The 14,373-nt window shown below is 64.8% G+C and carries 12 protein-coding genes and 1 pseudogene; 11 read left to right on the forward strand and 2 right to left on the reverse strand.

Annotation, left to right across the window (positions count from 1 at the left end; genetic code table 11):
• The first annotated feature begins 145 nt into the window (after window positions 1–145).
• From CRO75_RS22310 to CRO75_RS22335, 6 genes are read left to right on the forward strand one after another with little or no spacing between them, the layout of a single operon-like run.
• A complete protein-coding gene (locus tag CRO75_RS22310; protein ID WP_097138225.1) occupies window positions 146–1,462 on the forward strand; it encodes an NAD(P)/FAD-dependent oxidoreductase in 1,317 nt (438 codons plus the stop codon).
• On the forward strand, window positions 1,462–1,872 hold the full coding sequence (locus CRO75_RS22315) for a RidA family protein (protein WP_023965614.1): 411 nt from the start codon (window positions 1,462–1,464) through the stop codon (window positions 1,870–1,872). The genes CRO75_RS22310 and CRO75_RS22315 overlap by 1 nt, the downstream gene beginning before the upstream one ends.
• 10 nt (window positions 1,873–1,882) lie before the next feature.
• Complete coding sequence (locus tag CRO75_RS22320) at window positions 1,883–2,557, forward strand: DUF1028 domain-containing protein (RefSeq protein ID WP_097138227.1); 675 nt, start codon at window positions 1,883–1,885, stop codon at window positions 2,555–2,557.
• Window positions 2,550–3,746 (forward strand): acetylornithine deacetylase, encoded by a 1,197-nt coding sequence (gene argE / locus CRO75_RS22325; RefSeq protein ID WP_097138229.1) that lies wholly within the window; start codon window positions 2,550–2,552, stop codon window positions 3,744–3,746. The genes CRO75_RS22320 and argE overlap by 8 nt, the downstream gene beginning before the upstream one ends.
• On the forward strand, window positions 3,743–5,125 hold the full coding sequence (locus tag CRO75_RS22330; RefSeq protein WP_097138231.1) for an aspartate aminotransferase family protein: 1,383 nt from the start codon (window positions 3,743–3,745) through the stop codon (window positions 5,123–5,125). Before argE ends, CRO75_RS22330 begins: the two co-directional genes overlap by 4 nt.
• Before the next feature lie 54 nt (window positions 5,126–5,179).
• Window positions 5,180–6,220 carry an ABC transporter substrate-binding protein gene (locus tag CRO75_RS22335; protein WP_097138232.1) on the forward strand — a complete coding sequence of 347 codons (1,041 nt, stop codon included), beginning with the start codon at window positions 5,180–5,182 and terminating at the stop codon, window positions 6,218–6,220.
• A gap of 58 nt (window positions 6,221–6,278) precedes the next feature.
• On the opposite strand, the gene CRO75_RS22340 is transcribed toward CRO75_RS22335, so the two are convergent.
• Window positions 6,279–7,190, reverse strand: a complete 912-nt coding sequence (locus CRO75_RS22340) for a LysR substrate-binding domain-containing protein (RefSeq protein ID WP_009044121.1) — start codon at window positions 7,188–7,190, stop codon at window positions 6,279–6,281.
• 351 nt (window positions 7,191–7,541) lie between these two features.
• Between CRO75_RS22340 and CRO75_RS22345 the strand changes: the two genes are divergently transcribed.
• Both CRO75_RS22345 and CRO75_RS22350 read left to right on the forward strand, forming a co-directional pair.
• Window positions 7,542–8,177 (forward strand): lytic polysaccharide monooxygenase auxiliary activity family 9 protein, encoded by a 636-nt coding sequence (locus CRO75_RS22345; RefSeq protein ID WP_062826026.1) that lies wholly within the window; start codon window positions 7,542–7,544, stop codon window positions 8,175–8,177.
• Between the two features lie 37 nt (window positions 8,178–8,214).
• A complete protein-coding gene (locus CRO75_RS22350; protein WP_097138234.1) occupies window positions 8,215–9,273 on the forward strand; it encodes a chitinase in 1,059 nt (352 codons plus the stop codon).
• Window positions 9,274–9,545: 272 nt separating this feature from the next.
• Here the strand turns inward: CRO75_RS22350 and CRO75_RS22355 are convergent, their stop codons facing one another.
• Entirely contained in the window at window positions 9,546–10,118 is a 573-nt protein-coding gene (locus CRO75_RS22355) for a LuxR C-terminal-related transcriptional regulator (RefSeq protein ID WP_097138236.1), read from the reverse strand.
• 148 nt (window positions 10,119–10,266) lie between these two features.
• Between CRO75_RS22355 and CRO75_RS22360 the strand changes: the two are divergent.
• The 3 genes and pseudogenes from CRO75_RS22360 to CRO75_RS22370 all read left to right on the forward strand — a co-directional run bounded on the left by CRO75_RS22360 (window position 10,267) and on the right by CRO75_RS22370 (window position 14,373).
• A pseudogene (locus CRO75_RS22360) lies at window positions 10,267–11,445 on the forward strand (acetyl-CoA acetyltransferase).
• Between the two features lie 2 nt (window positions 11,446–11,447).
• Window positions 11,448–12,989, forward strand: a complete 1,542-nt coding sequence (locus tag CRO75_RS22365; RefSeq protein WP_097138238.1) for an AMP-binding protein — start codon at window positions 11,448–11,450, stop codon at window positions 12,987–12,989.
• Between the two features lie 43 nt (window positions 12,990–13,032).
• Window positions 13,033–14,373, forward strand: coding sequence for an MFS transporter (locus tag CRO75_RS22370; RefSeq protein WP_097138240.1), 1,341 nt, complete (start codon window positions 13,033–13,035; stop codon window positions 14,371–14,373).

Consider the following 14,373-nt stretch of genomic DNA (forward strand, 5'->3'; position numbering starts at 1 on the left):
GGCTGATGCAGAGCCCCCCGATAGCCAGACAGTTTTTTACTCTCTAACAACCACAAAAATCATAATTTCGGCATTTCCCGCCTTCTCCCAGAATGCGTCCTACACCTCCCACAGCCTGCGTGGGATCACTCAACAGGGCGCAGACATGACAACCCATAGAACAATAATCGACACGCTTGTAGTGGGCGCCGGCCAAGCCGGCGTGGCCATGAGCGAACACCTGAGCCGCCTGGGCGTGCCGCACCTGGTGCTGGAGCGCAACCGAATCGCCGAAGCCTGGCGCACCGGGCGCTGGGATTCGCTGGTGGCCAACGGCCCGGCCTGGCACGACCGCTTTCCGGGCCTGGAATTCGAAGGCCTGGACCCCGATGCCTTCGCCGGCAAGGACCAGGTCGCCGACTACTTCGAAACCTACGCCCGTAAATTCAATGCACCGATCCGCACCGGCGTCGAAGTCAGGAAAGTGGTGCGTAACACCAACCGCCCGGGCTTCACCGTGGACACCAGCGACGGCGTGATCGAAGCCCGGCAAGTGGTGGTGGCCACCGGTCCGTTCCAGTGCCCGGTGATCCCGCCGATCGCCCCGCAGGATCAACGCGTGCTGCAGATGCACTCGGCGGCCTACCGCAACCCGCAACAGCTGCCCGAAGGCGCGGTGCTGGTGGTGGGGGCGGGCTCCTCGGGAGTGCAGATCGCCGATGAACTGCAACGTGCCGGCAAGCAGGTCTACCTCTCGGTCGGGGCCCATGACCGTCCGCCGCGGGCCTACCGCAACCGTGATTTCTGCTGGTGGCTGGGGGTACTGGGCGAGTGGGACGCCGAGACCATGCAGCCAGGCAAGGAGCACGTGACCATTGCCGTCAGCGGCGCCCGTGGCGGGCATACCGTGGACTTCCGCCGGCTGGCCCACCAGGGCATGACCCTGGTCGGCCTGACCAAGGCCTTCGATAACGGTGTGGTCAGCTTCGAGGCCAACCTGGCTGAGAACATTGCCCGCGGCGACGAAAACTACCTGGCGCTGCTCGACGCCGCCGATGCCTACATCGCCCGCAACGGCCTGGACCTGCCGCAAGAGCCCGAAGCGCGGGTGATGCTGCCGGACCCACCGTGCCTGACCCAGCCGCTCCTCGAACTCGACCTGGCCAAGGCAGGCGTCGGCACCATCATCTGGGCCACCGGCTATTCGGTGGACTACAGCTGGCTGCAGGTCGACGCCTTCAAGGACAACGGCAAGCCCCGGCACCAGCGCGGTGTGTCCAGCGAGCCCGGGGTCTATTTCGTCGGCCTGCCGTGGCTGTCGCGCCGTGGCTCGGCGTTTATCTGGGGCGTGTGGCACGACGCCCGGCACATCGCCGAGCACATCGTCAAACAGCGCCTCTACTTCGATTATCGCGATGCCGCGCAGCGTCAAGCCGAGCGCGAATCCGCCACTCAACCCGCCAGCCGCATGGGAGCCCGCTGATGCCTACGCATACCCGCATCCGCATGTTCAACACCCAAGACACCTACCCGAACCAGAGCCTGGACAACGACCTGTGCCAGGCTGTGCGCGCCGGCAACACCGTGTATGTGCGCGGCCAGGTCGGCACCGACTTCAATGGCCAGTTGGTCGGCCTCGGCGACCCGCGGGCCCAGGCCGAGCAGGCCATGCGCAACGTCAAGCAACTGCTGGAAGAGGCCGGCAGCGACCTCAGCCATATCGTCAAGACCACCACCTACCTGATCGACCCGCGTTACCGCGAGCCGGTCTACCAGGAGGTCGGCAAGTGGCTCAAGGGCGTGTTCCCGATCTCCACCGGGCTGGTGGTCAGCGCCCTGGGCCAGCCGCAGTGGCTGATGGAAATCGACGTGATCGCGGTGATCCCCGAATAAGGAGTGCGCCATGACTTTTTCCATCGTCGGCCGCTGCGCCGAAACCGGCCAGCTGGGCATTGCCATCAGCTCGTCGAGCATCGCCGTCGGCGCCCGCTGCCCCTGGCTGCGCAGCGGGGTGGGCGCGGTGTCGAGCCAGAACATCACCTTGCCGGCCCTCGGCCCCCAGGTGCTCGACGGCCTGGGCGAAGGCCTGGCGCCAGCGCAGGCCCTGGACCAGGCGCTGACCCGCAATGGCTACAGCCAGTACCGCCAGGTGGCGGTGGTGGATGCCCGGGGGCGCACGGCGGTGTTCAGCGGCAATCACGCGCTGGGCATCCACAACGCGGTGGCCGGTGAGCAGTGCGTGGCGGCCGGCAACCTGCTGGCCAGCAGCGCGGTGATCGAGCGCATGGTCGAGGCCTTCGAAAGCAGCGAAGGCTGCCTGGCGGCGCGGCTGCTCAGCGCGCTGCAGGCCGGGCAGGACGCCGGGGGCGAGGCGGGCGCGGTGCATTCGGCGGCGCTGTCGGTGGTCGGCGAGCTGGTCTGGCCGATCGTCGACCTGCGGGTGGACTGGGCCGAGGCCAACCCCATCGGCGAGTTGCAGAAACTCTGGGGCGCCTACGAGCCGCAGTTGCAGGACTACCTGACCCGCGCCCTCAACCCGACCCTGGCGCCGAGCTACGGAGTACCGGGCGATGAGTGAGCTGCGCAGCCGCGCCTTGCTGGCCAGGCTGGTGGGCTTTGCCACGGTCAGCCGCGATTCGAACCTGGCCTTGATCGAGTTCGTGCGCGACTACCTGCATGGCCTGGGTGTCGGCTGTGAGCTGATCTACAACGCCGAGCGGACCAAGGCCAACCTGCTGGCCAGCATCGGTCCGGCGGTGGAAGGCGGCATCGTGCTGTCCGGGCACACCGACGTGGTGCCGGTGGACGGCCAGCCCTGGACGCTCGAACCCTTCAGCCTGACCGAGCGCGACGGCAAGCTCTACGGGCGCGGCACCGCCGACATGAAAGGCTACCTGGCCTCGGTGCTGGCCGCGGTGCCGCTGTTTCTCGAAAGCCCGCTGCGCCGGCCGGTGCACCTGGCGTTCTCCTATGACGAGGAGGTCGGTTGCCTCGGCGTGCGCAGCCTGCTGGAAGTGCTGCCACAGCGCATCCCGCAGCCGGCGCTGTGCCTGATCGGCGAGCCCACCGAGCTCAAACCGGTGCTCGGCCACAAGGGCAAGCTGGCCATGCGTTGCCATGTGCACGGCGCGCCATGCCACTCGGCCTATGCGCCTTATGGGGTCAACGCTATCGAGCAGGCGGCGCGGCTGATCGGCCGGCTGGGGGAGATCGGCCAGCGCCTGGCGGCCCCGGAGCATCACGACGCTCGCTTCGACCCGGCGTTCTCCACTGTGCAGGTCGGGGTGATCCAGGGTGGCACGGCGCTGAATATCGTCCCGGCCGACTGCCGCTTCGACTTCGAGGTGCGCGCCTTGCCGGCCTTCGAACCCCAGGCGATGGTGGACGAACTGCAAAGTTATGCGGAACAGGACTTGCTACCGGCGATGCAGGCGATCGAGGCCGACACGGCGATCCGCTTCGAAGCAATCTCGGCCTACCCAGGTTTGGCCACCGCCCCTGAAAGCGCCGCCGCGCAGTTGGTGGCGCAGCTGTGTGGCAGCGACGCCTTCAGCACCGTGGCCTTCGGCACCGAAGGCGGGCTGTTCGACCAGGCCGGCATCCCGGCGGTGGTCTGCGGCCCCGGCAGCATGGACCAGGGCCACAAGCCGGACGAATTCGTCAGCGTCGAACAGCTGGCGGCCTGTGACCGGCTGATGGACCGCCTGGCCGAGTACCTGTGCAACCTCGGCCCTCTGGATAAAAAACCACAAGGAGACTGGCAATGACCGTTGAAGAGAAAACCGTGCGCAGCACCGGCGACTACCAGGCCGCGGATGCCGCGCACCACATTCATGCGTTCCTCGACCAGAAGGCGCTGAACGCCGAAGGGCCGCGGGTGATCGTGCGCGGTGAGGGCCTGGCGCTCTGGGACAACGACGGCCAGCGCTACCTGGACGGCATGTCGGGCCTGTGGTGCACCAACCTCGGCTACGGCCGCAAGGACCTGGCCGCCGCCGCCAGCCAGCAGCTCGAACAGCTGCCGTACTACAACATGTTCTTCCACACTACCCACCCGGCGGTGGTCGAGCTCTCGGAGCTGTTGTTCAGCCTGCTGCCTGCGCACTACAGCCACGCGATCTACACCAACTCCGGCTCCGAGGCCAACGAGGTGCTGATCCGCACCGTGCGTCGCTACTGGCAGATCCTCGGCAAGCCGCAGAAGAAGATCATGATCGGCCGCTGGAACGGCTACCACGGCTCGACCCTCGGCGCCACGGCGCTGGGCGGGATGAAGTTCATGCACGACATGGGCGGGGTGATCCCGGACGTGGCGCACATCGACGAGCCGTACTGGTTCGCCCACGAAGGCGACCTGACCCCGGCCGAGTTCGGCCTGCGCGCTGCGCGCCAGCTGGAGGAGAAGATCCTCGAACTGGGCGCTGAGAATGTCGCGGCCTTCGTCGCCGAGCCGTTCCAGGGCGCCGGCGGCATGATCTTCCCGCCAGAGAGTTACTGGCCGGAAATCCAACGCATCTGCCGCCAGTACGACGTGCTGCTGTGCGCCGACGAAGTGATCGGCGGTTTCGGCCGTACCGGCGAGTGGTTCGCCCACCAGCATTTCGGCTTCGAGCCCGACACCCTGTCGATCGCCAAGGGCCTGACCAGCGGCTACATCCCCATGGGCGGGCTGATCCTCTCCAGGCGCATGGCCGAGGTGCTGGTGGAGCAGGGCGGGGTGTTCGCCCACGGCCTGACCTATTCCGGCCACCCGGTGGCGGCGGCGGTGGCCATCGCCAACCTCAAGGCCCTGCGCGACGAAGGCATCGTCAGCCGGGTCAAGCACAAGACCGGGCCGTACCTGCAGCGCTGCCTGCGCGAAGTCTTCGACAACCACCCGTTGATTGGCGAAGTGCAGGGCGCCGGGCTGGTGGCGGCCTTGCAGTTCGCCGAAGACAAGGCCAGCCGCAAGCGCTTCGCCAACGAAAACGACATGGCCTGGCGTTGCCGCACCATCGGCTTCGAAGAGGGCCTGATCATTCGCTCGACCCTGGGCCGGATGATCATGGCCCCGGCCCTGGTGGCCAGCCACGCCGACATTGATGAACTGGTCGACAAGACCCGTACCGCTGTAGATCGGACCGCCCGCGAATACGGTCGCCTGTAAGCCCAAAGCGGCCGGCGCGCGCGGGCGCGTCGGCCTATTGAGAGGAACCGCTACATGTCCAGATCCTTGCGTTGCTGTGTTCCCTTTGCCCTGGCCCTGTTGTGCACCGCGGTTGCGGCCGCGCCGCAGAGCCTCACCGTCATCTCCTTTGGCGGTGCCACCAAGCAGGCCCAGGACAAGGCCTACTTCCAACCTTTCACCGCCAGCGGCGCAGGACGCGTGGTCGCCGGCGAATACAACGGGGAACTGTCGAAAATCAAGGCCATGGTCGATGTCGGCCATGCCAGTTGGGACGTGGTCGAAGTCGAAAGCCCGGAGCTGCTGCGCGGCTGTGACGAAGGCCTGTTCGAACGCATCGACCCGGCGCGCTTCGGCGACCCGGCGCAATTCGTGCCGGGGACCCTGAGCGAATGCGGGGTGGCCACCTATGTCTGGTCGATGGTCATGGCCTACGACCAGGACAAGCTGGCCAAGGCGCCGACCTCCTGGGCGGATTTCTGGAACGTCGCCGACTTCCCCGGCAAGCGCGGCTTGCGCAAGGGCGCCAAGTACACCCTGGAAATCGCCTTGCTCGCCGACGGGGTCAAGCCGGACCAGCTGTACCAGGTGCTGGGGACCCCCGAGGGCGTGACCCGGGCGTTCGCCAAGCTCGACCAGATCAAGGGCAATATCCAGTGGTGGGAGGCGGGCGCGCAGCCACCGCAATGGCTGATCGCCGGGGACGTGGTGATGAGCGCGGCCTACAACGGGCGGATCGCCTCGGCGCAGAAGGAAGGCATGAAGCTGAGCATCGTCTGGCCGCAAAGCCTGTACGACCCGGAGTACTGGGCGGTGGTCAAGGGCACGCCGAACAAGGCGCTGGCCGAAGACTTCATCGCCTTCGCCAGCCAGCCGCAGACCCAGAAGGTGTTCTCCGAGGAGATCCCCTACGGGCCGGTGCACCGTGACGCGCTGGCGCTGCTGCCGGCGGCGGTGCAACGGCAGCTGCCCACCGCCGAGGCCAACCTGGCCGGGGCGCGGGCGGTGGACGCGGAGTTCTGGGTGGACCATGGCGAGGAGCTGGAACAGCGCTTCAATGCCTGGGCGGCGCGCTGAACCGACGGTAGCGCGAAACCGCAGGAGCGGGTCGATCCGCTCCTGCAAACTGTCTATCTCAGGCGAGCCAGGCCTTGAACTGTTCCTTGCAGTAATCGACGAACAACTGCGCGGGCTTGGTCAGTTGCGCCCGTTTCAGCCAGCCGGCCACCAGCGCCGAACCGGTGACATCCTCGGCAATCTCCACACAGACCACTTCCTGGCCGTCATAGGTGCTGTTGCCGTGGGGCCTGGTCACCAGCAAGGCAAAGCCGAACCCCTGGCCGACCATGCCGCGCACCATCTCGATCGACGGCGAGCCGAAGACGATATTCGGCGTCAGCTGCAGCTCCTCGAAGATGCTCACGAAGTAGGTGCGGCTGGGCTGCACATCCAGCAGGATCATCGGCTCCAGGACCAGGTCGCGCAGTGACACCTGGGCCTGCCCGGCAAAACGATGCCCGGCCGGCACCAGGGCATACGGCCGTTGTGGCGCCATCAGCGCCTCGGTCTCGATGGTGCTGTCCAGGTCGTGCTCGTAGAAGATCGCCAGGTCGAAGCGGCCGCCGGTCAAACCCTGCACCAGTTCCTGCTGCTCGCCGTCCTGCAGGCGGATCTCCACCCCCGGAAAACGCTGGCGAAAGCCGGCGATCAGCCGTGGCAGGTAGAGCGGGGCGACGGTCTCGAAGCAGCCGATATCGATCTGCCCGCACACCACGTCGTTGTCGGCCAGGGCGTTCTGCTCGAACTCGTGGGCCATGCGCAGCAGTTCCTGGGCTTTGCGGTAGAAACGCGCGCCACCCGGGGTCAGGGACACGCCCTGGGCGTGATGACGGATCAGCAACTGCACGCCGAAGCTGTCTTCCAGGCCCTTGACCGCCGTGGAAATCGACGGCTGGGCGATATACAGCTTGCGCGACGCCTCGGCGACGCTGCCACAGTCGACGGTGGTGACGAAATACTTCAATTGACGCAAGGAATAGGACGCCACAGTGCACCTCTGGCCGATGGTTTTGCTCCACGATACCCGCTCCGCGGGCCGGCGCTGCAGCGGATTTTGCTCGGCAGTGGGCATATTTTCGCTGGGTAGGCGCGCAGTGCCGCAAAGGCTTGTGGGTAGAGGTACAGCTTCCAGGTGCCGCCTGGACAAGTAGGACTTTTGCTTCAAGTCGGGTAGGAGAAATCTAGGTGTACTGGTTATATATCCAGTATTCTCGGGCGATTCCTCTGCCAGCGTGATGCAGACCGAAAAATGGGCCCGTGGACAGAAATTCCAGCTCGGTTAATTTGCAGACCTCTCCTTTGGAAAGGGAGAGTTTCTTAAATCAATGGAGCAATAAACATGAACCAACCACAAACCCAATCACCGCTTCGCCACGGTCGCGTCACCTCCCCAGCCTCCCGCGGCGCAGTCGCCATCGACCTGGGCCTGCTGGGCGGCTGGCAGGTCAATGAAATGGAAGGCGGCAAGAACTTCCCGGCCCTGGCCGCGGGTCCGTTCCCTGCACCGTTCAACACGGACAACCCAAGCGACGTGCCGCCGGCCGATGGCTTCATCCTCAGCGGTGGCAAGACCGATGCCCGGGACTGCGTCAACTTCACCGATGAGGAAATGAGCAAGAAGCTCGGCCGCGCCTTCACCTGGCCGACGCTCAACGTCAACCCCGGCCAGATCTTCAAGGTGACCTGGCAGTACACCGCACCGCATACCACCCGCGGCTATCGCTGGCTGATCACCAAGGACGGCTGGGACCCGAAACAGCGCATCACCCGCGCACAACTGGAGGCTCAACCTTTCGCCGAGGACTTCTATCCGCAGGTGCCTTACTACAGCCATGCCGGCGAACTGAAGGCCAAGGTCGATCATGAAGTGAAGCTGCCGGCCAATAAAAAGGGCCGTCACGTGATTGTCCTGATGTGGATCGTGGCCAATACCGGCAATGCCTTCTATCAGGCCTTCGACGTCGACTTCAAATAAGTCTGCGGATCATTAAAACGTTCTGAAGGATTAGAACATGTCAAAGATTGACTTTACCCAACTGAAAGCGCCGCGCGATGACGCCGCGTCGCAAATGCCGAGCCTGGATGGCAAGAAAATCCTCATGGGCTATTGGCACAACTGGCCGGCCGGCCCCTCGGACGGCTACCAGCGCGGGCAGTTTGCCAATATGAACCTGGAGGATGTGCCCCGCGACTACAACGTGGTGGCCGTGGCGTTCATGAAAGGCAGCGGTATTCCGACGTTCAAGCCGTACAACCTGTCCGATGCCGAGTTTCGTCGCCAGGTGGGCGTGCTGAACAGCCAGGGCAGGGCGGTGCTGATGTCCCTGGGGGGCGCCGACGCTCATATCGCATTGAACCCGGGCCACGAACAGCCCCTGGCCAATGAAATCATCCGTCTGGTGGAAACCTACGGCTTTGACGGGCTGGACATCGATCTTGAACAGAGCGCGATTGACTTCGCCAGCAACAAGATCGTCTTGCCGGCCGCGCTGAAGCTGGTCAAGGATCACTATGCTGCCGAGGGCAAGCATTTCATCATCAGCATGGCGCCGGAGTTCCCCTACCTGACTGCTGCCGGTCGATACGTCGACTACCTCAAGGCGCTGGAAGGCTACTACGACTTCATCGCGCCGCAGTTCTACAACCAGGGCGGCGATGGCCTCTGGGTTCAGGAGGTCAACAACGGCAAGGGCGCCTGGATCGCCCAGAACAACGACGCCATGAAAGAGGACTTCCTCTATTACCTGACCGAAAGCCTGGTCAGTGGTACTCGCGGTTTCACCAGGATTGCGCCTGACAAATTCGTCATTGGCCTGCCCGCCAACGTCGATGCCGCGGCCACCGGGTACGTGGTCAATCCGGCGGCCGTTGCCAATGCGTTCAAACGCCTCCATGCCAAAGGGCTGTCGATCAAGGGCCTGATGACCTGGTCGGTCAACTGGGACAATGGGTTCAGCAAGGACCACGTGCCCTACAACCAGGAATTCAGCCGGCGCTACGGGCCGTTGATCAACGGTGGCAAGCAGTCCTCCTCAACCCAGGATGAGCCCCACCCGCAGACCGCCCACTAGCGCTCGATCAAGGAGGCATCCGGCAGACGTGCCGGATGCGCGACAGTCAGGCCTATTGACTGGATCGCTGAGGGCAAGCAATGAAATCCGATGTCGGAAGGCATCGGATTTTTTTGTGGATGAGGCCTGCAGAGGCAAAATCGTCTCCAGACGCAGCGTCGGTATGGATGCCTTCAACCAGGTCCTGGCGCAGGGCGACAGCGTGGAGGGCGTGCATATCGGGCCATTGCAGCTGCTGCGCATCAGTGCCCGCGACAGGCTTGCGCAGGCGTTCAGCTGATGAAGATGATCTTCGACACCAGTTCTGCGCTGTTCTTGGCCTGAAGCTTCTTCATCAGCCGGGCGCGGTGGACTTCCACGGTGCGGTGGGAAATGCCCAGCTTGCGTGCCACTTCCTTGCAGGTCAGGCCATTGACGATATGCAGCGAGATCTCCCGTTCGCGCGGGGTCAACTGGATCATCGGCGCCGGTTGGCGGTCCAGGCGCTCGAAATGCCAGACCATCAGCTTGAACGGATCCTCGGCCGTCAGGGAAAAACCGTGGGCGCGGGCCCAGAACACCTCACCATTGCGATGCTGCATGAAACGTTCGTCGGAGTAGAAGGTGCCGGGTCCGTTGCGCAGCCAGTGCTCGCTGCGTTCGCCGATGCTCTGGTAGTCGGCCTGGGAGGGGTACAACAGCAGGGTCAGGTGGCCCTGCAAGTGTTCGCGCTCGTAGCCGAACAGGCGTACGAAGGCCTGGTTGCAGTCGAGCATCCGGCGATGCCCGGTGATCATCTGCGGTGCGGGGGAAACCTGGAAGGCCAGGCGCTCGAGGTCCTGGAATTGCTGGGCGTGTACAGTCATCGGGCATCCTGCCTCGGGTTTATCGGCGCGTCTCTTTTTTTGGGGGGCGGGGGACTACTTACTGCCGTACGTAGTTCCCCCAACTAGCGTGTGATTCGGGTGTTGAATCATTGTATGGAATACCCGCTTCAAGGAAGAAGAAAATCACATGATTCACGATTCCGTATCCATCGTCGCTGCCGCCCATAGCCCTTTCGGTCGCCTGGACGGCCTGAACCTCGAGGACCTGATCGTCCAGGTTACCCGCGAGGCCCTGGCAGACGCTGAGATCGAGGCTGCACAAATCGACGCGCTGTTTCTCGGGCACTTCAACTCCGGCCTGGTGGCGGATGGTTTCCCCGCCTCGCTGATGCTCCAGGCCGATCCGCAACTGCGCTTCAAACCCGCCACTCGCTGCGAGAACGCCTGCGCCTCCGGTTCGGCGGCGATCCAGGCCGGGATCAACGCGATCCGCAGCGGCGCCGCCGAACTGGTACTGGTGGTCGGCGCGGAGAAAATGACCGGCAACAGCACCGTCGAGGTCACCCGGGCCCTGGCCGGCGCCGGCTACCAGAACACCCACCAGGAGGCCGGCATGAGTTTCGCCCAGCTTTTTGGCCGGGTGGCGCAGCAGTACGCCGACCGCTACCACAACCCGATGTCCTCGATGGCCATGATCGCGGTGAAAAACCATGCCAATGCCATGGCCAACCCCCTGGCGCAGATGCACCGCGTGATGGATTTTGAACACTGCAACAACGTTTCCCAGGGCAACCCGCTGATTGCACCGCCACTGCGCCTGACCGACTGCTCGTTGATCAGTGACGGTGCGGCGGCGATCATCCTGGCCTCGCCCCAGCGCGCCCGTTCGATGCGACGCCAGGTGGCGATCCGTGCCATGACCCAGGTGAACGACTTCCTGCCCTTGTCGAGCCGCGACATGCTGGCCTTCGAGGGGCCGCGACGGGCCATCCATGGGGCCCTGCGCCAGGCCGGCGTGACCCTCGGCGACCTGAGTTTCGCCGAGGTACACGACTGCTTCACCATCGCTTAATTGCTGATCTACGAAGCCATGGGCCTGGCGCCCAGGGGCGAGGGGCACCGGGCCCTCGACGACGGCACCGTGCGCCAGGGCGGACGCCTGCCGGTGAACCTGTCCGGCGGGCTCAAGGCCAAGGGGCATCCGGTGGGCGCCACCGGGGTATCGATGCATGCCCTGGGCTTTGCCCAACTGATCGGCAAACCCATCGGCCTGGGTGTGCCCGGTGCCGAGTTCGGCTTGCTGTTCAACATGGGCGGCATGGCGGTGGCCAACTACGCCAGCGTCCTGCAAGCGGTCAAGGTCTGAGGATGAACATCGCCCACTGGCTGCGCGATACGGCCCAGCGCTGGCCTCGGCGGGGAGCTCTGTTCGAGGGCCGCCGCCAGGTCGCCGACTACCAGGCGTTTGCCGAGCAGGCCAGGGCACGCGCCCTGCAACTGCGCCATGAGTACGGCATCGAGCCTGGCGACCGAGTGGCGCTGCTGCTGAAGAACAGCTGCGGTTATCTCGAACTGTTGTACGCCATCTGGTGGAGCGGGGCGGTGGCGGTTCCGATCAACAGCAAGCTGCATGCACTGGAAGCCGCCTGGATTGCCGGCAATGCCGGGGCCCGGCTGATCTACACCGATGAGGGGCAGAGCTTCGACACCGTGGCCCTGCCTGCCGGTTGCCGTGAACTGGCCGCGTCCGGGCTGACCGTGCAAGGCCGGGTGCCGGACGATGAACTGGTGGAGCCGTACCTGCGGGAGGACAGCGACCTGGCCTGGCTGTTCTACACCTCCGGGACCACTGGCCGCCCCAAGGGGGTGATGTTGTCCCATGGCAACCTGATCGCCATGTCCTTGTGCTATCCGCTGGACGTGGATCCGGTGGCCGGCGATGACGCCGTGGTCTATGCCGCGCCGATGTCCCATGGCGCCGGCCTCTACAACTTCATCCATGTGCGCTGTGGCGCCCGGCATGTGGTGCCGACGTCCCAGGGGTTCCAGGCGGCGGAGTTGTTCGAGCTGGCGCAGGCGCTGGGCCAGGTCAGCCTGTTTGCCGCGCCGACCATGCTCAAGCGCATGGTGCAGCAGGCCCGGCAGCAGGGCTATTGCGGCGAAGGGATCAAGACCATCGTCTACGGCGGCGGCCCGATGTACCTGGCGGATCTCGCCCAGGCCCTGGACACCTTCGGCCCGCGGCTGGTGCAGATCTACGGCCAGGGCGAATGCCCAATGACCATCAGCGCCCTGTCCAGGGAGACCATTGCTGACCGCGGGCATGCTGACTGGTCGACCCTTGCTGCCTCGGTAGGGCGTGCCCACGCCTGCGTTGAGGTGCGCGTGGTGGATACTGCGGGCCAACCCCTGGCTGCCGGAGAGAGGGGGATAATCGCCGTGCGCGGGGCTGTGGTGATGCAGGGGTACTGGGACAATCCGCAAGCCACCCGGGAGGCCCTGGTGGACGGCTGGCTGCTCACCGGTGACATCGGTTTCCTGAATGAGCAGGGTTACCTGACCCTGACCGATCGCAGCAAGGATGTGATCATCTCCGGCGGCAGCAACATCTACCCGCGGGAAGTCGAGGAAGTGCTGATCCAGCACCCCGAGGTATTCGAAGTGTGCGTGGTGGGGGAGGCCGACCCGCAGTGGGGCGAGTCGGTGGTGGCTTTCGTGGTCCTGCGTTCGCCCGGAAACCTCGATGCGCAGGCGCTCAACCAGTGGTTCCTGGCGCGCATGGCCTCGTTCAAGAAACCGAAGAAGTACCTGTTTTGCGCCGAGCTGCCCAAGAACAGCTATGGCAAGATTCTCAAGACCCGCTTGCGCCAGTGGTTGCAGGACCCCACCGGGCCCTTGAGCAACCTTTGAAACGCGGCATTTCATGGATAGCACTACGACAGGAGTCCCCACGATGGGCGTGCCACCTTCCAACCCCCAGCGCCAGCGGCGCCGGGCCTTTATCGGCGCCACTTCCGGCCACTTGATCGAGTGGTACGACTATGGCGTCTACGGTTTCCTGGCCTTGTACATCGGCAAGGCCTTCTTCGTTTCCGACGATCCCACCAGCAGCCTTCTGGCAAGCTTCGCGGCCTTTGCCCTGAGCTTCTTCATCCGGCCCCTGGGCGGCCTGTTCTTCGGGCCCCTGGCCGACAAGATCGGCCGACGCAAGACCCTGATCACGGTGCTGGTGATGATGGCCGGCTCCACCTGCCTGCTGGGCCTGTTGCCGACCTACGCGAGCATCGGCATCGCCGCGCCGGTGATCCTGGTGCTGGTCCGCTGTGTGCAGGGTTTCTCTGCCGGCGGCGAGATCGGCACCATCACCAGCTTCATTTCCGAATACGCCAGCCCGGGGCGCCGGGGATTCGCCACCTGCTGGCTGATGGTCACCGCTGTGCTCGGCCTGCTCCTGGGTGGCGCCGTGGCCAATGGCATGACCTGGGCCCTGGGCGCCGAGCTGATGCAGGATTGGGGCTGGCGGATCCCGTTCATGATCGCAGGTCCCCTGGGCTTCATCTCGCTGTACATCCGCCTGAAACTGGAGGACAGCCCGGAATTCCTCGCCTTGCTGCAGGCCGGGCAGACCTCCAAGGCGCCGCTGCGCGAGGTTTGGCAGTGGAAGCGCCCGATCGCTTTGGTGTTCTTCATCATCACCCTGCACAGCTCGATCTTCTACCTGGTGCTGACCTTCGCCTCGACCTACATGTCCAACACCCTCAAGTTCGACAGCGGCACCACCTTGCTCTATGTATTCGTCGCCAGTCTCTCGGCGGCGGTGGTCATGCCGTTCGGCGGCGCCTTCACCGATCGCTACGGGCGCAAGCCGTTCCTGATGGTGATCGGTACCCTGGCGACCCTGGCCATGTACTGGTTCTTCAAGGCCGCGCCCAACGCGACCCCGGCCACCTTGTTCTGGCCGCTGATGGCCGTGGCGATCCTGTTCGGGCTCTATGCGTCCTCGACCTACGCGCTGATGAGCGAGCTGCTGCCGACCCGCATCCGCTCCACCGGCATCGCCGTGGCCTACAACATCCCGGTGGCGGTGTTCGGCGGTAGCGCGCCGCTGATTTCCACCTGGCTGATCAAGCTCACTGGCGACATCACCGCGCCCTGGTACTTCTACGTGGCGACCGGGATCGCGTCGCTGCTGGCCCTGCTAGTGCTGCGCAAGGAGGACTTCGTCGCCTGTACCCACGACGTCCGGCACCAGGGGCATGGGGCTTCGCAACTCCTGGTCAATCCGCAAGCTTAA

This window comes from Pseudomonas sp. LAMO17WK12:I10 (assembly GCF_900215185.1).
In the GTDB taxonomy this organism is placed as follows: Bacteria; Pseudomonadota; Gammaproteobacteria; order Pseudomonadales; family Pseudomonadaceae; genus Aquipseudomonas; species Aquipseudomonas chlororaphis.

What these genes read in the sequence shown, in the direction of transcription:
- CRO75_RS22310 (WP_097138225.1), top strand. Translation starts at nt 146, where the DNA reads ATGACAACCCATAGAACAATAATCGACACGCTTGTAGTGGGCGCCGGC.
- CRO75_RS22315 (WP_023965614.1), top strand. Translation starts at nt 1,462, where the DNA reads ATGCCTACGCATACCCGCATCCGCATGTTCAACACCCAAGACACCTAC.
- CRO75_RS22320 (WP_097138227.1), top strand. Translation starts at nt 1,883, where the DNA reads ATGACTTTTTCCATCGTCGGCCGCTGCGCCGAAACCGGCCAGCTGGGC.
- argE (WP_097138229.1), top strand. Translation starts at nt 2,550, where the DNA reads ATGAGTGAGCTGCGCAGCCGCGCCTTGCTGGCCAGGCTGGTGGGCTTT.
- CRO75_RS22330 (WP_097138231.1), top strand. Translation starts at nt 3,743, where the DNA reads ATGACCGTTGAAGAGAAAACCGTGCGCAGCACCGGCGACTACCAGGCC.
- CRO75_RS22335 (WP_097138232.1), top strand. Translation starts at nt 5,180, where the DNA reads ATGTCCAGATCCTTGCGTTGCTGTGTTCCCTTTGCCCTGGCCCTGTTG.
- CRO75_RS22345 (WP_062826026.1), top strand. Translation starts at nt 7,542, where the DNA reads ATGAACCAACCACAAACCCAATCACCGCTTCGCCACGGTCGCGTCACC.
- CRO75_RS22350 (WP_097138234.1), top strand. Translation starts at nt 8,215, where the DNA reads ATGTCAAAGATTGACTTTACCCAACTGAAAGCGCCGCGCGATGACGCC.
- CRO75_RS22355 (WP_097138236.1), bottom strand. Translation starts at nt 10,118, where the DNA reads ATGACTGTACACGCCCAGCAATTCCAGGACCTCGAGCGCCTGGCCTTC.
- CRO75_RS22365 (WP_097138238.1), top strand. Translation starts at nt 11,448, where the DNA reads ATGAACATCGCCCACTGGCTGCGCGATACGGCCCAGCGCTGGCCTCGG.
- CRO75_RS22370 (WP_097138240.1), top strand. Translation starts at nt 13,033, where the DNA reads ATGGGCGTGCCACCTTCCAACCCCCAGCGCCAGCGGCGCCGGGCCTTT.